This is a genomic window from Altererythrobacter xiamenensis (assembly GCF_900177715.1).
GTDB lineage: Bacteria > Pseudomonadota > Alphaproteobacteria > Sphingomonadales > Sphingomonadaceae > Erythrobacter > Erythrobacter xiamenensis.
Window position 1 is genome coordinate 173,079 of the sequence record NZ_FXWG01000001.1, and the last position, 20,867, is coordinate 193,945.

The 20,867-nt window shown below is 60.5% G+C and carries 16 protein-coding genes; 14 read left to right on the top strand and 2 right to left on the bottom strand.

The features are described from left to right. Nucleotides 1-91: 91 nt before the first annotated feature. Nucleotides 92-1,369 (bottom strand): HlyD family type I secretion periplasmic adaptor subunit, encoded by a 1,278-nt coding sequence (locus tag CCE89_RS00905; protein ID WP_086436170.1) that lies wholly within the window; start codon nt 1,367-1,369, stop codon nt 92-94. Then, on the bottom strand, nt 1,366-7,470 hold the full coding sequence (locus CCE89_RS00910; RefSeq protein ID WP_086436171.1) for a VCBS domain-containing protein: 6,105 nt from the start codon (nt 7,468-7,470) through the stop codon (nt 1,366-1,368). Before CCE89_RS00910 ends, CCE89_RS00905 begins: the two co-directional genes overlap by 4 nt. A gap of 886 nt (nt 7,471-8,356) precedes the next feature. Between CCE89_RS00910 and CCE89_RS00915 the strand changes: the two genes are divergently transcribed. The 14 genes from CCE89_RS00915 (at nt 8,357) to CCE89_RS00980 (ending at nt 20,842) form a co-directional block, all read left to right on the top strand. Beyond that, on the top strand, nt 8,357-8,575 hold the full coding sequence (locus CCE89_RS00915) for a Flp family type IVb pilin (protein ID WP_234989872.1): 219 nt from the start codon (nt 8,357-8,359) through the stop codon (nt 8,573-8,575). Between the two features lie 100 nt (nt 8,576-8,675). Next, nucleotides 8,676-9,593, top strand: a complete 918-nt coding sequence (gene cpaB / locus CCE89_RS00920; protein WP_086436172.1) for a Flp pilus assembly protein CpaB — start codon at nt 8,676-8,678, stop codon at nt 9,591-9,593. Between the two features lies 1 nt (nt 9,594). Further along, the gene (locus tag CCE89_RS00925) at nt 9,595-11,052 is read left to right on the top strand and encodes a type II and III secretion system protein family protein (protein ID WP_086436173.1); all 1,458 of its coding nucleotides are present in this window, start codon (nt 9,595-9,597) and stop codon (nt 11,050-11,052) included. Beyond that, nucleotides 11,042-11,332, top strand: a complete 291-nt coding sequence (locus CCE89_RS00930; protein ID WP_143255926.1) for a hypothetical protein — start codon at nt 11,042-11,044, stop codon at nt 11,330-11,332. Before CCE89_RS00925 ends, CCE89_RS00930 begins: the two co-directional genes overlap by 11 nt. Nucleotides 11,333-11,355: 23 nt before the next feature. Continuing rightward, a complete protein-coding gene (locus CCE89_RS00935) occupies nt 11,356-12,987 on the top strand; it encodes a TadE/TadG family type IV pilus assembly protein (protein WP_086436175.1) in 1,632 nt (543 codons plus the stop codon). Next, a complete protein-coding gene (locus tag CCE89_RS00940) occupies nt 12,984-13,487 on the top strand; it encodes a TadE/TadG family type IV pilus assembly protein (RefSeq protein ID WP_086436176.1) in 504 nt (167 codons plus the stop codon). Before CCE89_RS00935 ends, CCE89_RS00940 begins: the two co-directional genes overlap by 4 nt. Before the next feature lie 2 nt (nt 13,488-13,489). Next, nucleotides 13,490-14,113 (top strand): TadE/TadG family type IV pilus assembly protein, encoded by a 624-nt coding sequence (locus tag CCE89_RS00945; protein ID WP_086436177.1) that lies wholly within the window; start codon nt 13,490-13,492, stop codon nt 14,111-14,113. Nucleotides 14,114-14,122: 9 nt separating this feature from the next. Continuing rightward, nucleotides 14,123-15,301, top strand: coding sequence for an AAA family ATPase (locus tag CCE89_RS00950; protein ID WP_086436178.1), 1,179 nt, complete (start codon nt 14,123-14,125; stop codon nt 15,299-15,301). Between the two features lie 148 nt (nt 15,302-15,449). Further along, the gene (locus CCE89_RS00955; RefSeq protein WP_407640388.1) at nt 15,450-16,700 is read left to right on the top strand and encodes a CpaF family protein; all 1,251 of its coding nucleotides are present in this window, start codon (nt 15,450-15,452) and stop codon (nt 16,698-16,700) included. Nucleotides 16,701-16,703: 3 nt separating this feature from the next. Beyond that, the gene (locus CCE89_RS00960; RefSeq protein WP_086436180.1) at nt 16,704-17,705 is read left to right on the top strand and encodes a type II secretion system F family protein; all 1,002 of its coding nucleotides are present in this window, start codon (nt 16,704-16,706) and stop codon (nt 17,703-17,705) included. A gap of 1 nt (nt 17,706) precedes the next feature. Beyond that, nucleotides 17,707-18,681 (top strand): type II secretion system F family protein, encoded by a 975-nt coding sequence (locus tag CCE89_RS00965; RefSeq protein WP_086436181.1) that lies wholly within the window; start codon nt 17,707-17,709, stop codon nt 18,679-18,681. Nucleotide 18,682: 1 nt separating this feature from the next. Beyond that, nucleotides 18,683-19,558, top strand: a complete 876-nt coding sequence (locus CCE89_RS00970; protein ID WP_086436182.1) for a tetratricopeptide repeat protein — start codon at nt 18,683-18,685, stop codon at nt 19,556-19,558. 3 nt (nt 19,559-19,561) lie between these two features. Further along, nucleotides 19,562-20,047: an A24 family peptidase gene (locus tag CCE89_RS00975; protein ID WP_086436183.1), complete on the top strand. Its 486-nt coding sequence runs from the start codon at nt 19,562-19,564 to the stop codon at nt 20,045-20,047. Between the two features lie 45 nt (nt 20,048-20,092). Further along, entirely contained in the window at nt 20,093-20,842 is a 750-nt protein-coding gene (locus CCE89_RS00980; protein ID WP_143255927.1) for a hypothetical protein, read from the top strand. The last annotated feature ends 25 nt before the right edge of the window (nt 20,843-20,867 follow it).

Genomic DNA, 20,867 nt, shown 5'->3' on the forward strand with positions numbered 1-20,867 from the left:
GCGCTGGCTCTCGATTGAGCCGGCCCGGCCTTCCCATTTTCGCTTTCCGCCCGCCTGGATATCCCCGCTCACGCAGAACGGCGCACGGAAATCAACGCTCGGTCAGGCTTTCGTTGAGTGCGCGGCTGACCGGCTTCATCAGATAGCTCAGCACGGTTTTGGAGCCGGTGATGATCTCGACGTCGCAGATCATGCCCGGCACGATCGGCAGGCGTTGACCACCCTTCTCCAGGAACGCGCGATCGGTTTCGACCAGCACGGTGTAGTAAGCCTCGCGCTCCGCCTCGTCATAGACGCTGTCGGCGCTCACCTGTTGCACACGGCCTGAAAGCCCACCATAAGTCGCGAAATCATAGGCGGTGACCTTCACATTGGCGCGGTCGCCGACCTTGATGAAAGCGATGTCCTTGGGTGCGATACGCGCTTCTACCAGCAGCTTGTCGCCCACCGGCACGATCTGCATGATCTTCTCGCCCGCATTCACGAAACCGCCAACGGTGGTGATCTGGACATCGTTGACGATGCCATCGGCTGGCGAGCGCAATTCATTGCGGTCGCGCCGTGCCTCGGCCCCGCGGATCGTTTCCTCGTTCACGGCAATCCGGGTGTTGATTTCGCTGCGCTCGTTCAGCGCCTGCTGGCGAAACTCGTTGCGCGCAGCGGCAAGGTCAGCCTGCGCCTGCCGGATCGCGGCCTGCGATCGCGCCACGGCCTGCCGTGCTGCCGATAACCGCCCTTGCGTATCGACAAGGTCGCGCTGCGCGGTGAGCAGCTCGGTACGCGGCACGATCCCCTGCTGAGCCAGCGGCGTAAGCATGTTGACCTGGTCCTGCGCCAGACGGACGCTGTTCTGCAGTGTCGAGACGGTGGATTGCGCTTCGGCAAGGTCGCGGCGGCGCTGTTCGACTGCCGAGGCAAGCGATGCCTCACGGCTGCGTGCTGCCGCGAGCCGCGCCTGTTGAAGATTCCGTTCCTCCGCGCAAAGCGAGCCCGGCTCACATCCCCCCGCCCCGGCTCCTGTGCGGCCGGATGCTTCGCTCGCGAGGCGTCGGGCGCGGGCCGAAAGCCGCTCGTTCTCGGTTCTTAGCTGGCCGAGCTCGGACGAGGCCTGCGCATCGTCGAGGCGGACCAGCAATTGCCCCTGTTTGACGCTTTGTCCGCCGCGCACGAGGATTTCTGCCACGGTGGCGGGTTCGGCAGGCTGCACCAGCTGCGCCTTGGACGAAGGGATCACCTTGCCCATGCCGCGCGTGACTTCTTCGGTTTCGGCGACGCTCGCCCAGCCGATCAGGATGAAGAGCGCGGCCGCACAAATGGCGATCAGCTTGCGATTGGCATCCCAGTCGGAGATGCGATCGATAATCCTCACGAGGCTTCCTTCGCCTCCTGTTTGGGGGCTACGGCAGTGGTCGTGACAGGCGCGATCTTTGCAGGCTCTTCGACGATCGCTTCGCCCTGTCCGGCGCGGGTCGCATCATAGCTGCCGCTCGCCCTGGTCGGGTCCGGTATCGAGAGGCGCCATGTCTTGGTCGTGTCGAGCCGTCCGCCGACATCCTGCGGCGCATGGCGGTCCTTCACATCGGGAACAACGGTGGTGCCGGGCGTAAAAACGGGTGCTTCGGGCTCGATCTGCGCGGCGAGCAGCGTCCGCAGGCGGCTCTCGTCGAACGCAGGAATTCCCTCGCGCCCTGCCCATCGCCGGGTGAAGGCGCGCGTGCTGCCTGCGCTTCCGGGAAAACGGTAGAAGATATGTGCGCCGATCTTCTCGATCTTGGAAAGCGTATAAGCCCAGCGCGGCAGGACATAATCAGCATGGTAGTGGGTGGCCGAGCCGACGCTAGGCTCCACCGCACCAGCAAGTGCAGCCGCAGCCACTGCGCGCGATTGATTCCATTGTGCGGCCATCGGGCGGCGCAGCAGCGACCCGTCGCAGGTAAAGCTGAACTGGCAGACGGGGCGGTTCACGCCCTCGTAGACGACGCCGCACACGGTGTTGGGATAGGCAGGGTGGCGCAACCTGTTGAGCACGACTTGCGCAACGCCGCGCTTGCCCTGAAGCGGTTCATTCGCAGCCTCGTAATAGATGGCTTGCGTCAGACATTTAAGCGCGGTCGAATAGTTCGCGCTTCCTGCATCAATCGCGGCAAAGCCGCCCATCGTCTCGACCGGCAGCCCGCTTTCGGGGATGAGCGCGTTCTGCTGCTGCGCGGTGATCCCTTCATCGATGATCTCGGCCTGCTCACCGGTGTCGAGCGCTTTCAGTTGAGCGACTTCGCGCGCCTTTATCTGGATGCCGGTTTCGGCGTGACCCGGATCGGGGTTACCGATCATGAAGGAGACGGCGACCGCAACCAACGCGGCAACGCCGCCACCGAGCGCAATTCGCCCACGTGCAGCGCCGAGAGTTTCCCTAAGCGAACGCTTTTCACGCGCTGCGGGGATCGCATAATCGATACCGCCGATATTGACCGAGGTCATGGTTGCCCCGTCTGCGCCCAGCGTGTCGGCGCCCGAAGCGTCGGCATCGTCGGCCGCATCCGGATTGATGACATTGCCGTCGATCGCGGCTGCGCCTTCGACGACGCTCTGCGCATCGTCATTGCGGGCGGTCGGCACGTCATCGACGATGGTAACGTCGATCGAGCCGGTGCCGATGATGTTGCCCGCGCCGTCCTTGACGATGTAGCCGAAGCTTTCTTCGCCCGTGACCGGATTGGTATCGTTGTCGCCGCCGTCGCCGGTGAGGTCGCCATCGACCGGTGCGGTCAGCTCGTAGCTATATGCGCCGGTGTTGGCGTCGAGCGTCAACGTGCCATAGTTGCCGACATCCGAACCCGTCAGTTCGTAAGTGAACGGTCCGGTGGCGTTGGTCACGGTGATCTGGCCGGTTGTGAAGAACTCGCTGTTCGCGGTGCCGTCACTACCGATCGTGTCGAGACCAGCCTCGTTAACAAGCGCGTTGTTGTCGCTGACATTGCCCGCGACATTCGCAATGTCGATCACCAGCTCGGCGGTTGTCTGATCGCCGTCGCCATCCTCGACCGTGTAGGTGAAGGTCAGCGCGGTATCGGTATTGATCGTGTTCGCGTCCGAGGTGAAAGTGTAGGTGCCATCGGCAGCAACGACGAGCGTACCGACCGATGTCGTCAGCGTAACGGTGCCATCGGCGGCCACTGCCTTGTTGAGCAGCGTTACACCCGCCGGATTGCTGGACGAGAAGCCTGCATCGACGACCGGGCCGGCAGCCGCAAAATCGTCGGCGCCAGCGACGTCGGTGCCTGCGCCGTCATCATCGGTGACGACATTGCCGCCGGTCGTTTCACCCTCGCCGACCGAATTGCTGTTGTCGGTAGCGGTCGGGGCGTCGTCGTCGAAAGAAATACCGAGATTGGTCAGCGTCGTGTCGCCGTCGCTATCCTCGACCACGAAATCGATCGAGACGAAAGCGTCGTTCTCCGCATTGCCCGCATCCTGGAGAACATTGTCCACCAGCGTGACAAGATATTCGCCCGTCGCTGCATCGGTGATTTCGACCGTGAAGACCACGCCGCGCGGGCCGGTCGCGGTCAGTGTGTTCCCGCTGATCGAATAGGTGACGGTTTCCTGGCCCAGCGTCGCCGTCGCGCCGTCGAGCGCCGGATCGAAAGTGATCGAGGCCGGAGTATCGTTGCCAACGTCGAACGCCAGCACACCTGCGAAGGTCGCTTCGTTGCCGTCGGCCAGCAGATCGCCGGTGTTCGCGTCGAGATCGCCATCGGTCGAAAGCGGATTGCCGCCTGCGAGGCCATCGTCGTCTACCGTCGCACTCCGCTCACCACCGGTGGGCTCGCTGTCAGGCTGGAGCGTGATATCGACGCGTGCAGTGGATTCGTCTCCATCGGCATCGACAATCGTGTATTCGAAGAAGTCCGCGACATTGCCGCCCGATCCTGCGCCCGGAGCGGGCGTGTAGGTGAACTGGCCGGTCGCCGGGTCGTAAGTAACTGTGCCCTGCGTCGCGTCGGTGGAGACGAAGACCTTGGTCGCATCGCCGGTGTCGACGCCGTCGGCGCCGAAGATGTCGTTGGCCAGCGCGTCAATCGTGAAGGCAGTGTTTTCGGTCGCCTGGATCGCGCCGTCATTCACCGCGGTCGGGATGTCGTCGACGATCTGAATGTCGAGGCTCGCCATGTCGGTCGAACCGTCGGTATCGGTTGCGACCACTTCGAAGCTGTCGGTGAAGCTGTCTTCGCCCGACGCATCGTGGCGCAGCGAGTTGTCCTCGAGCGTGTAGCTGTAGCTCACCGTGGCAGCGACCACGTCGCCGTTGGCATCGGTGGTCGTGGCGACGCCGGTAATGGTAAGGATGCCGTAAGTCGGGTCAGCGATGGTGACCGGGAAAGTCACCGGATTTGCCGCATCGAATACGGTCGCGCCGCCCACGGTCAGCGTGGTGAGGCCGTCCTGGCTGTCCACGGTGAAAGTCCCGGTCTGGGTCAGCGGTTCGGGCGTGGTGTCCGAACCGTCTGCCAGGTCGTCCTCGTCGAGAACGACTTCGGGTGCCTGGAGATCGAGGCCGTTGATGACCACCGGATCGTCCACGCCGTTGATCGTGATCGTGACGGTGGTCGTGCTGGTGTCACCGTCGCCATCGGTGATGGTGTAGGTGAAGACTTCCGTCAGCGTTTCGGTCTGGTCGAGGCCCTGGACAAGCGGATTCGCATTGTCGAGCGTGTAGGCATAGTCGCCATTGGCATCGATGGTCAGCGAGCCATAATTGCCCGCAACGCCCGTTCCCACGTCGCCAACGACGTCATCGGCCGCAGCACCGAATGCCACGCCGGTGACGGTCGCGCCGTCGGCGCCGCTCACGTCGGCAACGCCGTCGGTTGCATTGGCGTCTGTGCCACCATTTGCGGTCAGGACATTGCCATCGGCGACCAGCGGGCCGTCTTCGGTGACGGAATCCGAGTCAGCATTGGCGGCCGCGACGTCATCAACAACCTCGACGTCGAGCGAAGCGATGTCGGTCGAGCCGTCCGTATCGGTCGCGATCACTTCGAAACTGTCGGTGAGCGAATCCTCGCCGTCTGCCGTGTGATCGAGCGTATTGTCGCTGAGCTCGTACTCGTAAGTGACGGTAGCCGAAACAACGTCGCCTTGGGCATCGGTCGTGGTGGTCACACCGGTTATGCGAGCTTCGCCATACTGGCCGGTCACGGTGACCGGATAGGTCACGCCTGCGCCGAAGACAGTCACGCCGCCAACGGTCAGCGTCTCGAGCCCGTCGACGCTGGTGATCGTGAAGCTGCCATCCTGCGTCAGCGCAGCGGCATCGGGCGAGGATCCGTCCGACAGATCGTCTTCATTGACGATTTCTTCGGCGCCTTCCCCGTCGAGGCCGGTGATGACCACCGGATCGTCCGTCCCGTTGACCGTGATGGTCAAAGTCGTGGTGCGCGTGTCGCCGTCGCCATCGGTGATGGTATAGGTGAAAACATCGATGACGCTTTCCGTGCCATCGAGCCCCTGGATGGCAGGGTTATCGTTGTCGAGCGTGTAAGTGTAGCTGCCGTCAGCTGCGATGGTGACGGTGCCGTAGGTCCCGGTGACGTCCACGCCGACCGAGCCCGTTACATCATCGCCCGTGTCGCCGGCGGCAACTCCGGTTACCGTCGCATCGTCCGCGCCAACTGTGTCGCTACCGTTGTCGCCATTGGCTTCGGTATCGGTGATGACGTTTCCACTTGCGCTGGTGGCTGTGTCTTCGGTGACGGTATCGGCATCGGGAGCCACTTCGGGCTCGTCATCAACGATGTCGATCGTCAATGTATCTTCGGCAACGTCGCCATCGAGATCGGTCACGACGACATCGAAATCGACCGAAGTATCGTCACCATTGGTGTTGTCGCCGAGGGTGAACTCGTAGGTGATCGTGCCGAGACCCGTCTCCGGATCGTAGCTATAGTCGGTAACGACGAATGCGCCCTCGTCCGTCTCGATCGAAATCGGCAACCCGCCATTGCTGACGACGACGCCGTTGATGGTGACGCTCTCGACGCCGTCGGGCGACGTGAAGGTGATGGTGGCTCCGGTCGTTTCTTCCGGATCGCTGTTGTTGTCAGGGATGCCGTCCGCGCCCTCACCCGTTCCGACCGGCTCGTCAGCGCGAGGCGGAAGCGCGTCTTCATCGACGATCGTACCTTCGCCAGAATCGGGAATGAAGTCGATCGTGTCGGGAGCGTCTTCGATCTCGATTACGAGCGTCGCCGTCGAGGTGCTGCCATCCTGGTCAACAATGTCGTAGGTGAAGGTGTCGGTCACGCCGCCTGGCGTGTTGAAATCGCGGGTATAGCTGTAGCTGCCGTCGGCATTGAGCGTCAGGACGCCATATTCGCCCTGAAGGCTCTCGCCCGGGCTGGCAGAGCCGCTGTCATTGGCAAAGCCGGTGACGCCGCCTTCTGCCGGATAGTCGTCCGCGCCAGACACGTCGTTGTCGAGCACGTTGCCCTCGATCGGGCCGAAAGTGGCTGCAGGCACGATGCCGATATCATCAGCCGCGATCGGGCTGTCGTCGACGACAATGATGCTGAGCGATGCGGAGGCCTGATCGCCATCGCTATCGATGACGGTCGCTTCGAAGAAACCATCGGCATCTTCGCCGAGCGTGTTGTCCTGCAGCGTATAGCTGAAGCCGATCTCGCCCGAGGCGAGGTCGATGCTGGTGATCGTGAGCGTGCCAACCGGCGAGGTGAAAGTCTGACCGACTTCGGTGATTTCGACGCCGTTGATCAGGATCGCAGAAAGCCCGTCGGGAGCGGCAAAGACGATCGTACCGCTGGTGGTTTCGCCATCGCCGGGCGCATTGGTGCCTTCCGGCTCGGTGACTTCGCCGTCGCCACGCTCGGGGAGGCCTTCTTCGAAGACCGTAGCAATCGCATTCTCGACGCCGACCGGATTGTCGGGCGTCTCGATGACGATGTCCGGATCCTCATCCGGCTCTTCGGGAAGAATTTCGCGCTCTTCAGGCTGCGGGAAGGAGAGTTCGGTATAGGGCAGAAGGTTACCAAGATCGAAGGCATCCTGGATCGCACCCTCGTCGGCAGCGAAGTTGCCGCCCGAGCTCGGAGCCTGCTGTGGCCCTGCTTCGGGATCGATGGCTTCGGCATTGAGCAGCGCGGCCAGAGTGGCCGGGTCGATCGCGACATCTTCGATCACGATCTGCGGCACGATGATCGCACCATCGGGGATGACGATGGTCGAACCATCCGCCAGGCTGATGACGAGATCGCGGCCCTGGACGGTGATATCCTCGGGCGATACGCCCGCGGGCAGAACGACAACGCCGTTCGCATCCGCCGAGCGGATTATCGTTCCGGGCGAATAGCTTGCGCCATTGTCCTGAAACTGGTTCGAAGCTCCTTCAACCATGTCATCGACACCGTTGTCCAGCTCGAAACCGCTGCGCTTGCCACCTTCGAAATCAACCATCTTCTAGCCCCTATCCGTGGATCGGGAAATCCGATCCAGCGTGCAGAACCGAGGCGATTACGGAGCGTACGAGCCGCCACTCGTGGTTAGACGAGTTAATCGTTCCCGGTTTTGCGGCCCATTTGTTTTCGCCCTCTCGAGCGCGAATCGAATCGCGGCCGGGGCGCTTATGACGACGATAGAAAACAGTGAAAGGTCATGGTTGCAAGTCCGGTAACCATATTGAATGACAAGTTAATCCGGGATTGCCTGCGCACCATGACCAGGCAGCCGAGGTCGTCCCGAAATTGGGCAGATTGGCGGCAATCCTTACTGAATCCGCCGCTGGAGAGGCTTTGACCGACTGTTCTGCGGACGCGTTTTGAGGACCCGTTTCCTTACCTTCTGGCCCTCATGTAAATTTATCTGTCAGCCGATCGCCAGGTTCGAAACCGGCATTGTCTGGCATCTCCTCGCATCATGAGCTGCAACCCGATCGGTCCGTATAACCGACTAACCGCCACGAATCGGATTCGCAGACGAATCAAAAACTTGTGCGCGATTCGGAGGGATCGGGCGATTCGCGAGTGGACGGTAGGGCAAAAATGTAACGCGTTAACCGTCTTTCTTACCGAAATTTACCTCTATCCAATTGTTTTTCAGAGATAAAAATCTTTGACACCATCACAATTGACCCTGGGAGGTTAATTATGGACCATCATGGCAGTTCCGAGGGGAACCAGTGTGACAGACCGGTGTGACAACCGGAAAACAAAAACGGGGTCGCGCCGGTTCCATACAATAACCCCTCTCGGGATATGGCTAAACGGAAATAGAAGCCGGAAGCCAGGAACTTGGACTGCAAAGGCATGGTGCCGGCGCAAAACTTGAAAATGGGGTAATGACAATGACCTTCGTGAAAACTTTCCTTCGTGACGAAAACGGTGCTTCGGCTGCTGAATACGCTCTGATCCTTGCTGTTGTTGGTGCTGGCATCGCTATCGCTGCCTTCAACCTCGGTGAAGCTGTTTCTGAGTCGATCGGGGCGGCAGAAACCACCATCGACAACTGCAAGTCGAATGGGACGGGCACCGGTACCGCCGGAACCTGCGGCACCACCGCATAAGTTGACCTTCGATGGCCTGCGGCACCTTTTTTGGGTGCCGCAGGTTTTCGATTCGTGGTAAGGTACTGCTTAGGACGGGCATTTTCAGGGGGGAAAGCACATGAGGGGACGTAACCTCCTCATCGTCGGACTGGCCATTTTCGTGGGCCTGATCGCGGTGTTTCTAGCTAATAACTATTTCAGCGGCGTCGAGCAGCGCCAAGCCCGCGAGGCCGAAGCCAACCGGATGGAACAGATCGTCGTTGCGACGCAGGATTTCCAGTTCGGAACGCAACTTGCCACAACCAATTTGAGGCTCGCCAACTGGCCGGCCAGTTCGGTGCCACAAGGCGCCTTTGTTTCGCTTGAGGAAGCGACCCGCGGAGGCCGCGTGGCCCTGCGTCCGATCGCTATCGGCGAACCCATTCTTGCCAGCAAGGTTAGCGGCGAAGGTGGCCGCGCCACGCTGAGTTCGATCCTGCCCGAAGAACTCCGGGCAGTCTCCATTCCCGTCAGCGCTATCGCTGGCGTCGGCGGTTTCGTACGCGCAGGAGACGTTGTCGATGTCATGCTGACGCGCCAGATTCCTGGCGACGGTGCAAATTCGACAGATAAGATGACTTCGGTTGTCCTTGAAAATGTTCTCGTCCTCGCCATCGACCAGGTGGCCGACGAGAATGCGACCGAGCCGCAGGTCGGCAGGACCGCGACCGTCCAGACCGATATGTATGGCGCGCAGAAGCTGACGCTGGCCCGGCAGATCGGCTCACTTAGCCTCGCGCTGCGCAATGTCGAAAACCAGGACGTCGGCGGAACGCAGGTCGTGACGCCGAGCGATCTCGCCGGTTCAGGTCTTTACATCGCCGCGCGTGAAACGCGCTCTGCAGCTCCGGCGCCCGCGCCAGCTCCCGCAGCGCCGCGCAGCGCACCCGCCTCGAGCGGGACCAGCGCGCCACGCCGGCCGAGCGGCCCGAGCATGTCGATCGTGCGCGGGACGGAATCAACGACCTATGAAGTCAATCGCCAGGGGGGGGTGTAAGATGCGTGGCAATCTCAAGCTGATGGGTGCCGCGATCGCACTGGCTACGGCGACTACCGTCGCTGCGCCAGTCGCGGCCCAGGATGGCAGCATGTCGATCCATGCCGGGTCGGTCGAAGTCCCGGTGAACAAGAGCCAGGTGATCAGCGCCGATCGTCCGATCGCGCGCGCGATGATCGGCAATGACGAGATCGCGGACATCTTCCCGATCTCCGACCGGTCGGTCTATGTGCTGGGCAAGCAGCTCGGCACCACCAGTCTGACGCTTTATGATCGCTCCAACCGCGTGATGGCGGTGATGGACGTCGCGGTCGGTCCCGACGTGATCGGCCTGCGCGAACAGATCGGCTCGTTGATGCCCGATGAAGGTATCGACGCGCGTATCTCCAACGAGTCCATCGTTCTCAGCGGGACCGTTTCGAGCGCTGGTGCAGCAGATCGCGCTGTCCAGCTCGCCCGTGCCTATGCTGGCGACAATGTCGTCAACTTGATGTCGCTCGGGGGTAGCCAGCAGGTCATGCTCGAAGTGCGCTTCGCCGAAGTCTCGCGCCAAATAGGCAAGGATTTGGGCGTGCGTTCGTTCTTCAACTCGCGCGGCGGCCGTCTGAGCGGCGTTACAGGCACCGGCTCATCGCTCACACCTGGAGTTGGCAACAGCAATTTCGGCAATGGTGATCTTTCAGTCGAAAGTGTCACCGGAGCCTTTGGCGTCGTAACGCGCTCCTTCACCGATGTTCTGGGCCTCGATATCGACTTTGCGCTTGATACCCTAGAACAGAAGGGTCTTTCGAAAACGCTTGCGGAACCAACGCTCATCTCGCTCTCCGGTGAAAAAGCGTCGTTCCTTGCAGGTGGTGAGTTTCCCATCCCGGTTGCTCAGTCATCTTCGGGGCAAGGCGGCGCTGGTGGCGGGACCGCAGCCATCACGGTCGAGTTCAAGCCGTTTGGCGTCAGCCTCGGTTTCACACCGACCGTATTGAGCGACAATACGATCAACCTGCTGGTCGAACCTGAAGTCAGTTCGATCGACCCCTCCGCGTCGGTCACCGTGGGTGGCCTAACGGTGCCCGGTCTGCAGACGCGCAGAGCGAGCACCGTGCTCGAACTGCGCGATGGCGAAAGCTTCGCCATTGCCGGGCTGATACAGCGCGACTTCCAAACCACGGTCAATCAGGTCCCGCTGCTCGGCTCGATCCCGATCATCGGCTCGCTGTTCCGCTCTTCGAGCTTCCAGAAGGGCGAAACCGAACTGCTGATCATCGTCACGCCGCGACTGGTCCAGCCAATCCGCCCGGACCAGGTACGCCTGCCGACCGACCGCGTGCGGGATCCGGTTCAGGCGGACGTGATGCTCAACGGCACCAATTATCGCACCGATCCGGTCGCGCCGAATGGCTCCGTGCCAACTTCCAGCGATGTGGCTGCGGAAGCCAATGAGGGGGATGACTATGACTATTAAGCGTAAAGCCATTGTGCTGGCCGGACTGGTCGTTACCTCTTCGGCCTGCACGCATGCAGACCGCGAGTTCGTGGGCGTTCAGGACCCCGGCTTCGGCGATGCCAATCGCGCGACCTTTGCCGCGATGGTGATCAATCCGGACCCGCAATATGCGGACCCGATTCCACCGACGAGCGCAGAGCATGCTGCCCAGGCTATCGAACGGTATCGCAACGATAAGGTGAAACAGCCTGAGCGGATCGACACGACCGAGATCAGCAGCGGTTCAGGCGGAAATTAACTTGTAACGTGAGATGACACATCATGCGCAGGAAAACCCATAAGGAGTTTGTCAGGGACAAAGGTGGCGCCGTTGCCGCGACCTATGCGCTCGCATTGATTCCTTTGGTTGCCTTCGCAGGGTTTGCTTACGACTATACCCGCATGGTCGGGATGGATACCGAGCTCCAGAACGCCGCAGACCAGGCCGCGCTGGCGGGTGCGACCCAGTTGGACCAGCGCGCGGATTCCATGACAAGGGCGATTGCCGCCATTCAGGGCGGGCTGGTTTCAAACACCACTTTCTTTTCGAATGATGGATCGGGTTCGACCGTCAGCATAACGGATGCGACGCAGATCGTCTTCTATCCGACCAAGGCGGATGCCGAGGCCGGAACCAACAGCTTCACCGATACGAGCAATTTTGCGAACGCACGTTTCGTTGGAGTGACGGTCGATACGCGGGACGCGAATTACGCTTTGACGCCGATTGTCGGCGCAATCACGGGCAGCCTGAACGCCGCAGCTGTTGCTGGAGTGGGCTCTGCCTTGTGCCGCGTGCCGCCGTTAATGATCTGCAACCCCTACGAATCGGACACGCCCGACACTTCGGAACCGTTTGATTTCGAAGACGCCGAAGGAAGGGGCCTCTTGGTAAAGCCCGGCGGCGGCAGCCAATGGTCTCCGGGTAACTACGGCTACCTGGACATCGGCACCAATGGCGCTGTTGGTATCCGCGAGGCGCTCGGGTGGAACAGCCCCGGAGAGAAATGCATCTCACAGGATGGCGCGGATACCGAAGAGCCTGGAACGGTCGATACGGAGACCGGAAACGTGGCAAGCGGTCCGCAGGCGATCAACACTCGTTTCGACATCTACTCGAACCAGGGATGTATCAACGGCGGGACATGCTCGCCTGCGTTCAATTCGCGCAAGGACCTCGTGCGCCAGGCTGGTTCTTCGCTCACAGGTAACAACTCCTGCGATATCCATGGCGATGGCTGGATGGAGCCGCCCAACGCGTATCATCCGACTTCCGTTACCCCTCTGCCACCGCAACCGAACATCGGTTCCATGGGTCATCCGCGCGATATTTGTCACGCGGTGGAGGAAACCACTGCGGGAAGTTGCCATGATGAGCGGCTCGGAGATGGGAAGTGGGATCGAGACGCGTATTTCTGGGTCCACTACGGTTGGCTGCCAGGGGAATATACGACCAAGCTAGGCGCCATCACGATGGAGAACTCTACCTCCGTTGCGGAGATCAGCCGATACGACGTCTATAAGTGGGAAGAAGAAAACGCTGCCGATCGGCTTGAGGACACACCGGTCGGCGCGACCGGCACCACTTTGACCACCCGGAACCAGCCGGTTTGCGGCGCCTTCCAGGGCACAGGCGGTTATCCGACTGCAACCGATCCGTTCGATCGGCGGCGCATGACCGTGGCCGTGATCAATTGTAATTTTCACGATGTGAAGGGTAATTCACCCGACGTCCCCGTTCTGACTTTCATCGACGTGTTTCTGGTGCAGCCTTCCTATGCGCGTGGCTCTGGCGGGAAGTTCTCGAAAAAGGACGAGATTTACGCGGAGATCATCGGGGAATCCGACATATCGCGCGCCGGAGCGCCGATCGGTCCCACGATCCGCCGTGATGTCCCGTATCTGGTGAGATGACGATGCTGCGCAAAGTCTTCAACGCAAATGGCGGGGCAGCCGCAGCAGAGTTCGCAATGATATTGCCTCTGTCGCTGCTGCTGCTGTTCACGGCGCTCGAGGCGGGCCACTACATGTATCAGCGGCACCAGGTCGTGAAGGGACTGAGGGACGGCGCACGTTTTGCGGCACGGCATAGTTTTGACGACATCAATTGTCGCGGCGGCAGCGGGACAATTGACGGAGACCTTAGGGATAATGTAATCAACCTGACCCGTACTGGCCAGATTTCGGGTGGCTCGCCAAGGGTCAAGAACTGGCAAATCGGCGACATCACGATCAACGTGACCTGCCCGACTGCAGCTGAATCCGAAACCGGAATCTTTGAGGCCGCGGAACCGGCACCGCAGGTGAATATTTCAACCTCATTCACCTATGACTCCTTCTTTAACGGGCTGGGAGTAGTCAATGACTCCTTCAGGCTTGGCGGCAGCCAGCAAGCGATAGTGATGGGGATCTGACGATGACCGTTCTGATCCGAAACTTACTCTCAGACCAGAAGGGAATGGCAGCCGAGTTTGCGCTCATCCTGCCGACGTTCCTGCTGCTCATGCTCGGCACGATCGACATCGGTTTTTACGCCTATCAGGTCAACGCAGCGGAAAAGGCCACGCAGATTGGCGCCCGGTGGGCTGCCGTGACCGATCCGGTAGCGCAAGAGCTCGCGACGGAAACCTATGTGAACCAGACTATCAATGGGGTAAATATCGGTCAGGGTGACCGGCTTCCTTTGGCTGACTTCACAATCGTCTGCACCGCAGCAGGCACGGGATGTGCTTGTACAGGCAACGACTGCTTGCGCGGCTCCTACACCCGCGACGGGGACGCCTTCAATCGGCTGGCCGGTCGCATAAGGCAGATCCACCCAGCAATTCAGGATAACAACATCCGGGTCGAATATTCGGGGTCGGGGCTTGGCTTTGCCGGTGATCCGAACGGACCCGAAGCAGCCCCGCTGATTACTGTACGCCTGACGAACATGAGCTACCGCTCGATAATTCTGTCCCCGCTAGGCTCTAGCGTGGGCCTTCCGGATTTTGCCTATTCGATGACCGCGGAAGATGGCGACGGAACGACATCCAATTGAGTAAAGATTATGGGAAGAATTGAAGATATCTATGAGGCACCGATGAGCCAGGCGATGGACTTGCCGCAGGGTGTGCACATTGTTGCACAGAGCAGCTATCTGTCCGGCGTCGAGGCTATCAAGGACGATATCACCGCGGTCGAGTGCGATATCGCCGACCCCCTTCCCCTCGCGAAGATCGCGGGTGCTTCGATCGTCGTGATCGAAGTCGATCCGACATCGCATAACTCGATCGAGCGGGTCGACCGGCTCAAGAACGAGTTGCCGAATGTCCCGATCATAGCCGGCCTTGCCAAGGTCGACATCGCAACTTCGCGTCAGATGCTGCGTCGCGGAGTGAGCGACATCGTCGCCCTCCCCTTCACGATCGACGAGTTGGTGACAGCGCTAGTCGATACTGCAGCACGCATCTCACCAGAAGAGAAGGTCGAGCTTGCACCGCTCATCGCCGTGATGAAGACGCTAGGCGGTTCTGGCGCGACAACGGTCGCAACTCACCTCGCGGCCGAACTTGCTTCGGGACTGGAAGGCGGTGGCCGCGCTTGCGTGATCGACCTCGATCTCCAGGCTGGCGATGTTTCGTCCTATCTCGGCTGCGCGCCGAAGCTGACCCTGACCGATCTACTCGAAGCCGGTGAACGCCTGGATGAAGAGTTGATTCAATCGGTCGCCTGCGAAGGCCATCGCAATGTTGATGTTATTGCAGCTCCGGCGGAGATCGTGCCGATCGAGTCGATCGATTTCGATGAGCTCGTACGCGTAATTACCCATGCGCGCCGTCGCTATGACTACGTCCTCATCGACCTTCCCGCCACGCTGACGAACTGGTCGCTATCGTCGATCTTTGCCGCCGACCTCACGGTCATGGTCGGCACGCTCACCGTGCCGAGCTTGCGTCATGCCAAGCGGCAGCTCAATTTCCTGATGTCGATGGGCATCGCACGCGATACCATCCACGTCGTACTCAACCGGATCGAGAAGAAGCTGTTCAAGGCCATCAGCACTTCCGACGCTGAGGAAGCCCTCAAGCATCCGGTACTCGCCCAGATTTCGGAGGAGACCACCTTGCTTCGCACTGCCCAGGACCAGGGGCAACTCATTGAGGAAGTGCAGAAGCGCAGCAGGTTCAGGAAGGATATCGTGAACCTGGCCGATCTTTTGTCGGATCGGTTGATGGAGGTACAGTAAAATGTGGAAGATTAAACGCTCCGATATGCCGGCGGGCGAACCCGAGCGCAGCGAAGTCGAGGCGCAGCCTTCGACCGACGCACCTGCCGATGTGGTGTCGCTCCACCCGCACCTTTCCGCTCGAGAGGAAGGCTTGCTGCAAATCCGCATGGCGATCCACCAGTCGTTGCTCGACCGGATCAACCTATCCATGCTCGACAAGTTGCCCGAAGAGCAGATCAAGGCGGAAATTGCCGCGATCGTTCCCGAGCTGCTCGTCACCTACGATCAGCCGCTCAACCGCGAAGAGCGCACCAACCTCGTTGACGAGGTTATGGACGAACTGCTCGGTCTGGGTCCGCTCGAACCGCTGATCAAGGACGAGAGCATCACCGATATTCTCGTCAACGGAGCGGAGACGGTGTTCGTCGAACGCGCCGGTCTGCTCGAGCGTGTTCCCACGCGATTCCAGGATGAAAAGCACCTGATGCGCATCATCCAGAAGATCGTCAGCAACGTCGGTCGCCGGATCGACGAAAGCTCGCCCTATGTCGATGCGCGCCTCAAGGACGGTAGCCGCGTCAATGCGATCATCTCGCCGCTCGCGCTTGATGGCTCGCTCCTCTCGATCCGTAAGTTCGCAAAGAAACCGATCAGCATGGATAAGCTGGTTGCGCTGGATTCCGTTCCGCAGGCGATGGCGGAAGTTCTCGCAGCCATCGTCCAGTCGCGGCGCAACGTGCTCATCTCAGGAGGTACGGGTTCAGGTAAGACGACGATGCTCAATGCCTTGTCGAGCTATATCGGCAAGAGAGAGCGCATCGTCACGATCGAGGACTCGGCCGAACTCCAGCTTCAGCAGGAACACGTCGCTCGCCTCGAAACGCGCCCACCCAACATCGAAGGGCGCGGCGAAGTGAACCAGCGCGACCTCGTCAAGAACGCGCTGCGCATGCGGCCTGACCGGATTATCGTCGGCGAGGTTCGCGCAGGTGAAGCGTTCGACATGTTGCAGGCGATGAACACCGGTCACGATGGCTCGATGACGACCGTGCACGCCAACAATCCGCGCGACTCGCTCAGCCGTGTCGAGCAGATGATCGGCATGAGCGGGATCGAAATGCCGCAACGCGCCGCACGCGCGCAGATATCTTCTGCGATCAACGTCGTCGTGCAGGTGTCCCGCCTTTCGGACGGTCGCCGCAAGGTCACCAGCGTATCCGAACTGACGGGCATGGAAGGCGAAACGATCACGATGCAGGAAATCTTCCGCTTCAAGAAGGAAGGTCTCGACGAAGACGGCAATGTGAAGGGTCATTTCGAGGCAACAGGCATCCGTCCGAAGTTCCTCGTCGAAGCGGAAGCCTACGGTATCAAGCTGCCGGCAGAACTGTTCCGCCCCGAGCTGAAGATTGGTTGATCGATGACTGCAGAAATCATCCGCGTCTTTGTCCTGATCGCGATTTTCGCTGGCGTCTTTCTCGTCGTTCAGGTTCTCGGCTCCAGCTACGCGCGCAGCCACACACACCGCGGCGCCGTCAACAAGCGCCTGCAGATGATCAGCTCGGGTCAGGACCGCGAAGCCGTGGTCGGTCAGCTCATCAAGAACCGGCCGAGCGATAGTTCTGATCTACCCGGCTTTTTGGGCGAATGGGTTCACAAGCTTGAGAAGGTGATATTTGCCGCCAACATTCCCCTCCGGCTCGGCCAGGTGCTGGTGATGATGGCCATCGGGCTGGTGGCGGTATTCCTCATCACCATGCTCTCGCTCACCGTGTTCGGCGGAACGATCAGTTTCGGTTCGATATTGGTCGTCGGGCTCGTCAGCATTTGCATCGCGGTCGGTTTACCGCTCCTTATTCTCGGCAAGATCGCCGAGCGGCGACGCAAGCGGATGGAGCATCAGTTCCCGATTGCCCTCGACATTTTCGTACGTGCGCTGCGCTCCGGCCACCCTATCGCATCGGCCATCGATCTGCTGACGGCCGAAATGGATGACCCGATCGGATCGGAGTTCGGCCTGATCAGCGACGAGGTCGCATATGGCGCCGACCTTATTGGCGCGCTGGAGAATATGGCCGAACGCTGGGAACTCGAAGACATGAAGATGTTTGTCGTCTCGCTTTCGGTGCAGAGCCAGACGGGCGGCAACCTGGCCGAAATCCTCGACAACATTTCCAAGGTGATCCGAGATCGCCACCAGATGTTCATGAAGGTGAAGGCGCTGAGTTCGGAAGGCCGGATGACAGCCTGGATGCTGACCGCGCTACCGATCTTCGGCTTTGTCTCGATTTTTCTCGTGACGCCGCAGTACTACATCGACTCTGCGGACGATCCCATATTTCTCTACGGCGCGATTTCCCTGATCATAATGTATGCGATCGGGGTCTACATCATTCGCCGACTGGTCGATCTGAAGGTCTGACATGATTGAACTCGTCTCAACCAACTGGGCATTTCGCGGACTTATCCTGCTCGGGATATTCGCCCTCGTCGCTCTTGGCGTTCTGATCGCCATGAACATTTTTTCGCGCCGGGTTCAGACGGCGCGCGAACTGGCAGCGATTGGCGGAGGCAATTCATCCGCGTCCAGCGAGACACTGACACGCCAGCGGACCGAGGGTGCCTGGGCCAAGATCGTCAAGGAAATCGAGCGGACCGGCCTCAGCCTGAGCGATTCCGCCGAAAGCGATGTTGCAAAGCAGCTGCGCGCTGCTGGCTATCAATCGCCTTCCGCACCGCGCGTCTACACGCTGATCCGGCTGATACTGATTTTCGTTCTCCCTGGTCTCTTCATTCTGTCATCGATGCTGCAATCGGAGCCGGTTTCGGTAGGTCAGCTGTATTTCACTTGCGCCCTCCTTGCCTTGCTTGGTCTTTACATTCCCACACTGTTCGTTCGTGCCAAGGCCGATCGTCGCCGTCAGGAAATCATCAACGGCTTTCCCGATTGTCTCGATCTGATGCTGGTTTGCGTCGAGGCAGGCCTCGGTCTCGAAGCGACCCTCGACCGGGTCGGTCGCGAAATGGCAACCACCCATCCTCGTATCTCGGGCATGCTGACCCAGACGACCCTCCTGATGCGCGCGGGTGCCAGCCGCGAGGATGCGCTTCGCAAGCTGGGCGAGACGTCTGGCGTCGATGAAATCCGCTCCTTCGCGACGCTTCTCATCCAATCGGACAAGCTCGGCACCAGCCTTGCCACGACATTGCGCGTTTACGCCGCCGAAATGCGCGAAGCACGCCGTCTCCGGGCCGAAGAGAAAGCACACCGCCTGCCGGTGCTGCTCTCTATTCCGCTCGTCGTTTTCATGCTCCCGACAATGATCGGGGTCATCGCCCTTCCCGCAATCGTCATGACGATCCGTGAAGTCATTCCTGCCATGCTAGGGGAATATTGATATGAGAAACCTGACCCGCATCGCCACTTGCGTCCTCGCTGCGACAGCCCTTTCCGGATGCCAGAGTTTCCTCAGCGCCCTCAATTTCGGTGGAGACAAGGTCCAGCGCGCCGATGCGCAATCAGGGCCGGTATTTGGCGCAGAAGAGCTTGAGAACGGCCGCATGGCGCTCAAGGCCGGCTACGCTGCCAACGCCATCCAGCAGTTCCGCATGGCCGCGCTCAACGAAGAAACCGCGCCCGACGCGTTCAACGGAATGGCGGTCGCCTATGCGCGCCTCGGTCGGGCAGATCTGGCAGAGCGCTATTTCAAGATGGCTCTCTCGCTAGATAGCTCCAATCCGAAATATGCCGCCAATCTCGACCGATTCTACAATTCACCGCTTGGCAATTCGGTACGCGCGCTCGCCATGCGCGAGAAGGAAGCGGCCGCAACGCTGGCTGCCGCCGAAAAGGCTGCCGAACAGGATGGTCTGCTCGATACACCCACGAGCAGCGAACGCCGTGGAGCAGTCGTGCTTGAAACGCCGCGTGTCCAGATGAGCCGCACGTCGAACCGCGAGATCACTCTCGCAACGCGCGGCGGTGATGAGCCGGGCAGCGGGTCCATGCCCGTGGTTGCAATCCGTAATCCTGCCAAGGCCAAGATGGTGGAAGCCGACGTGCAAGCTGACGAGCAGGACGAGGCGCAGAGCGGAGACAAGGTTGAAAAGTCCTCAGGCAAGCGCATCAGCATGATCGGCGCTTCCGGTGATGCTTCGAGTTATCCGGTGCGAATCAGCCTCGTCAGACCGAACAGCACTGCGATAAAGAGCACTCCGCGCAAATCGGGCTATCCGCTGCGTGTCGCGCTCGGTCCGGTCTCTTCCGGCGAATAAGACTTGGAAATTGCGCTGCTCTGGCCGCTCGGCCTGACCGTTCTGCTTGCCATCGGTGCGTACACCGATGTGACGGCCCGCAGGCTGCCCAACTGGCTTTCGCTCGCTTTGCTGGTGAGCGGACTTGTTTTTGCGGCGACACAGGGGGGATGGTCCGGTTTGGGCTGGCATGCTGCACATGCGGCAATCGCGCTGCTTGTCGGGATGGCACTGTTCGCCACCGGCGGTATCGGGGGTGGCGATGCCAAGTTCTATACTGGACTCGCGGCCTGGTTTGCGCTTGCGGATGGGCTCGACCTTCTCCTGTGGGTCTCGATAGCCGGCATCGTTCTTATTCTCGGATGGATCGTGCTCAAACGCACAGCGATGTCAGGGCGCGAGAAACCGGAAGGCGATTTTGCCAAGTTTCCGTATGGGCTTGCCATTGCGGTCGGTGGAATGATCACCGCGTGGTTGCCGCTCGTCGGCGCCGCACCGTCTGGTGCCTGAGTTAACGCACATGACAGCGCGGCAAGATCAAGGCATCATTGCTCCATGAACGATGACGAACCATTCACGGGTCGGCGAGAAAGATTCGTACGAGAGCGCGCGAGCATTGCCGTCGGAATGACGGTCGCTCTGCTCCTGTGTGCTTTCACAATCGGTATCTTGTTTCATCCCTGGTCGCCGAAAAATGTTTACTCGGCGAGCGCGACCAACACGATCAGCTATCCCTTGCGTGTGTCGCTTCCCCGCACGGTCGTCATCGCCCTGGATGAGCTTGAGGAACTGGCGGAAAGCGATGCCTCGCTAGCGGTCGTGGTCGAGCAACAGAAGGAGGCTCTCGCGAAGCAGGCCGATCAGGAAAGTGGGTCCGTGCCAGGCAATAGCGCGCAGTTCGCCAAGGCCTTCGGCGATCTCGATACGTCCGCTTCGGGTAAACCCGCTCCCCAAGCCAATGCGAGCGGATTTCTCGAGGTCGACTACGACCTTGCCACTCTTGAACCTGCGGCCGAGACTTACAACCGCAGCGACGGAAGTCTTACGGTCGAGAAACCGCTTTATGTGGACGGCAAGAGCAGTGGAGCTGCCACCATTCGCATCGAGGAAGGCGCCCAGATCCTGATCGCGACGTCTTCCGTCGCGCGCGCGCTCGGAGAGAAAGCCAATGCTCTGCCCCGCCGGATCACAGGCGCGCTTGCTACCGGCACGGGCTTCATACCGTTCTACGAATTGCGCGGCGCGGGGGTTGAAGTCGCCTACGACCCGGTCAACGACCGTGTGTCGCTTTCGCTACCAACCTGAGACCAATCCTTCCGCGAGCAGTGCC

Coding starts and splice junctions, on each gene's coding strand:
- CCE89_RS00910 (WP_086436171.1), bottom strand. CDS start 7,470: ATGGTTGATTTCGAAGGTGGCAAGCGCAGCGGTTTCGAGCTGGACAAC.
- CCE89_RS00915 (WP_234989872.1), top strand. CDS start 8,357: ATGACCTTCGTGAAAACTTTCCTTCGTGACGAAAACGGTGCTTCGGCT.
- cpaB (WP_086436172.1), top strand. CDS start 8,676: ATGAGGGGACGTAACCTCCTCATCGTCGGACTGGCCATTTTCGTGGGC.
- CCE89_RS00925 (WP_086436173.1), top strand. CDS start 9,595: ATGCGTGGCAATCTCAAGCTGATGGGTGCCGCGATCGCACTGGCTACG.
- CCE89_RS00930 (WP_143255926.1), top strand. CDS start 11,042: ATGACTATTAAGCGTAAAGCCATTGTGCTGGCCGGACTGGTCGTTACC.
- CCE89_RS00935 (WP_086436175.1), top strand. CDS start 11,356: ATGCGCAGGAAAACCCATAAGGAGTTTGTCAGGGACAAAGGTGGCGCC.
- CCE89_RS00940 (WP_086436176.1), top strand. CDS start 12,984: ATGACGATGCTGCGCAAAGTCTTCAACGCAAATGGCGGGGCAGCCGCA.
- CCE89_RS00945 (WP_086436177.1), top strand. CDS start 13,490: ATGACCGTTCTGATCCGAAACTTACTCTCAGACCAGAAGGGAATGGCA.
- CCE89_RS00950 (WP_086436178.1), top strand. CDS start 14,123: ATGGGAAGAATTGAAGATATCTATGAGGCACCGATGAGCCAGGCGATG.
- CCE89_RS00955 (WP_407640388.1), top strand. CDS start 15,450: ATGGCGATCCACCAGTCGTTGCTCGACCGGATCAACCTATCCATGCTC.
- CCE89_RS00960 (WP_086436180.1), top strand. CDS start 16,704: ATGACTGCAGAAATCATCCGCGTCTTTGTCCTGATCGCGATTTTCGCT.
- CCE89_RS00965 (WP_086436181.1), top strand. CDS start 17,707: ATGATTGAACTCGTCTCAACCAACTGGGCATTTCGCGGACTTATCCTG.
- CCE89_RS00970 (WP_086436182.1), top strand. CDS start 18,683: ATGAGAAACCTGACCCGCATCGCCACTTGCGTCCTCGCTGCGACAGCC.
- CCE89_RS00980 (WP_143255927.1), top strand. CDS start 20,093: ATGAACGATGACGAACCATTCACGGGTCGGCGAGAAAGATTCGTACGA.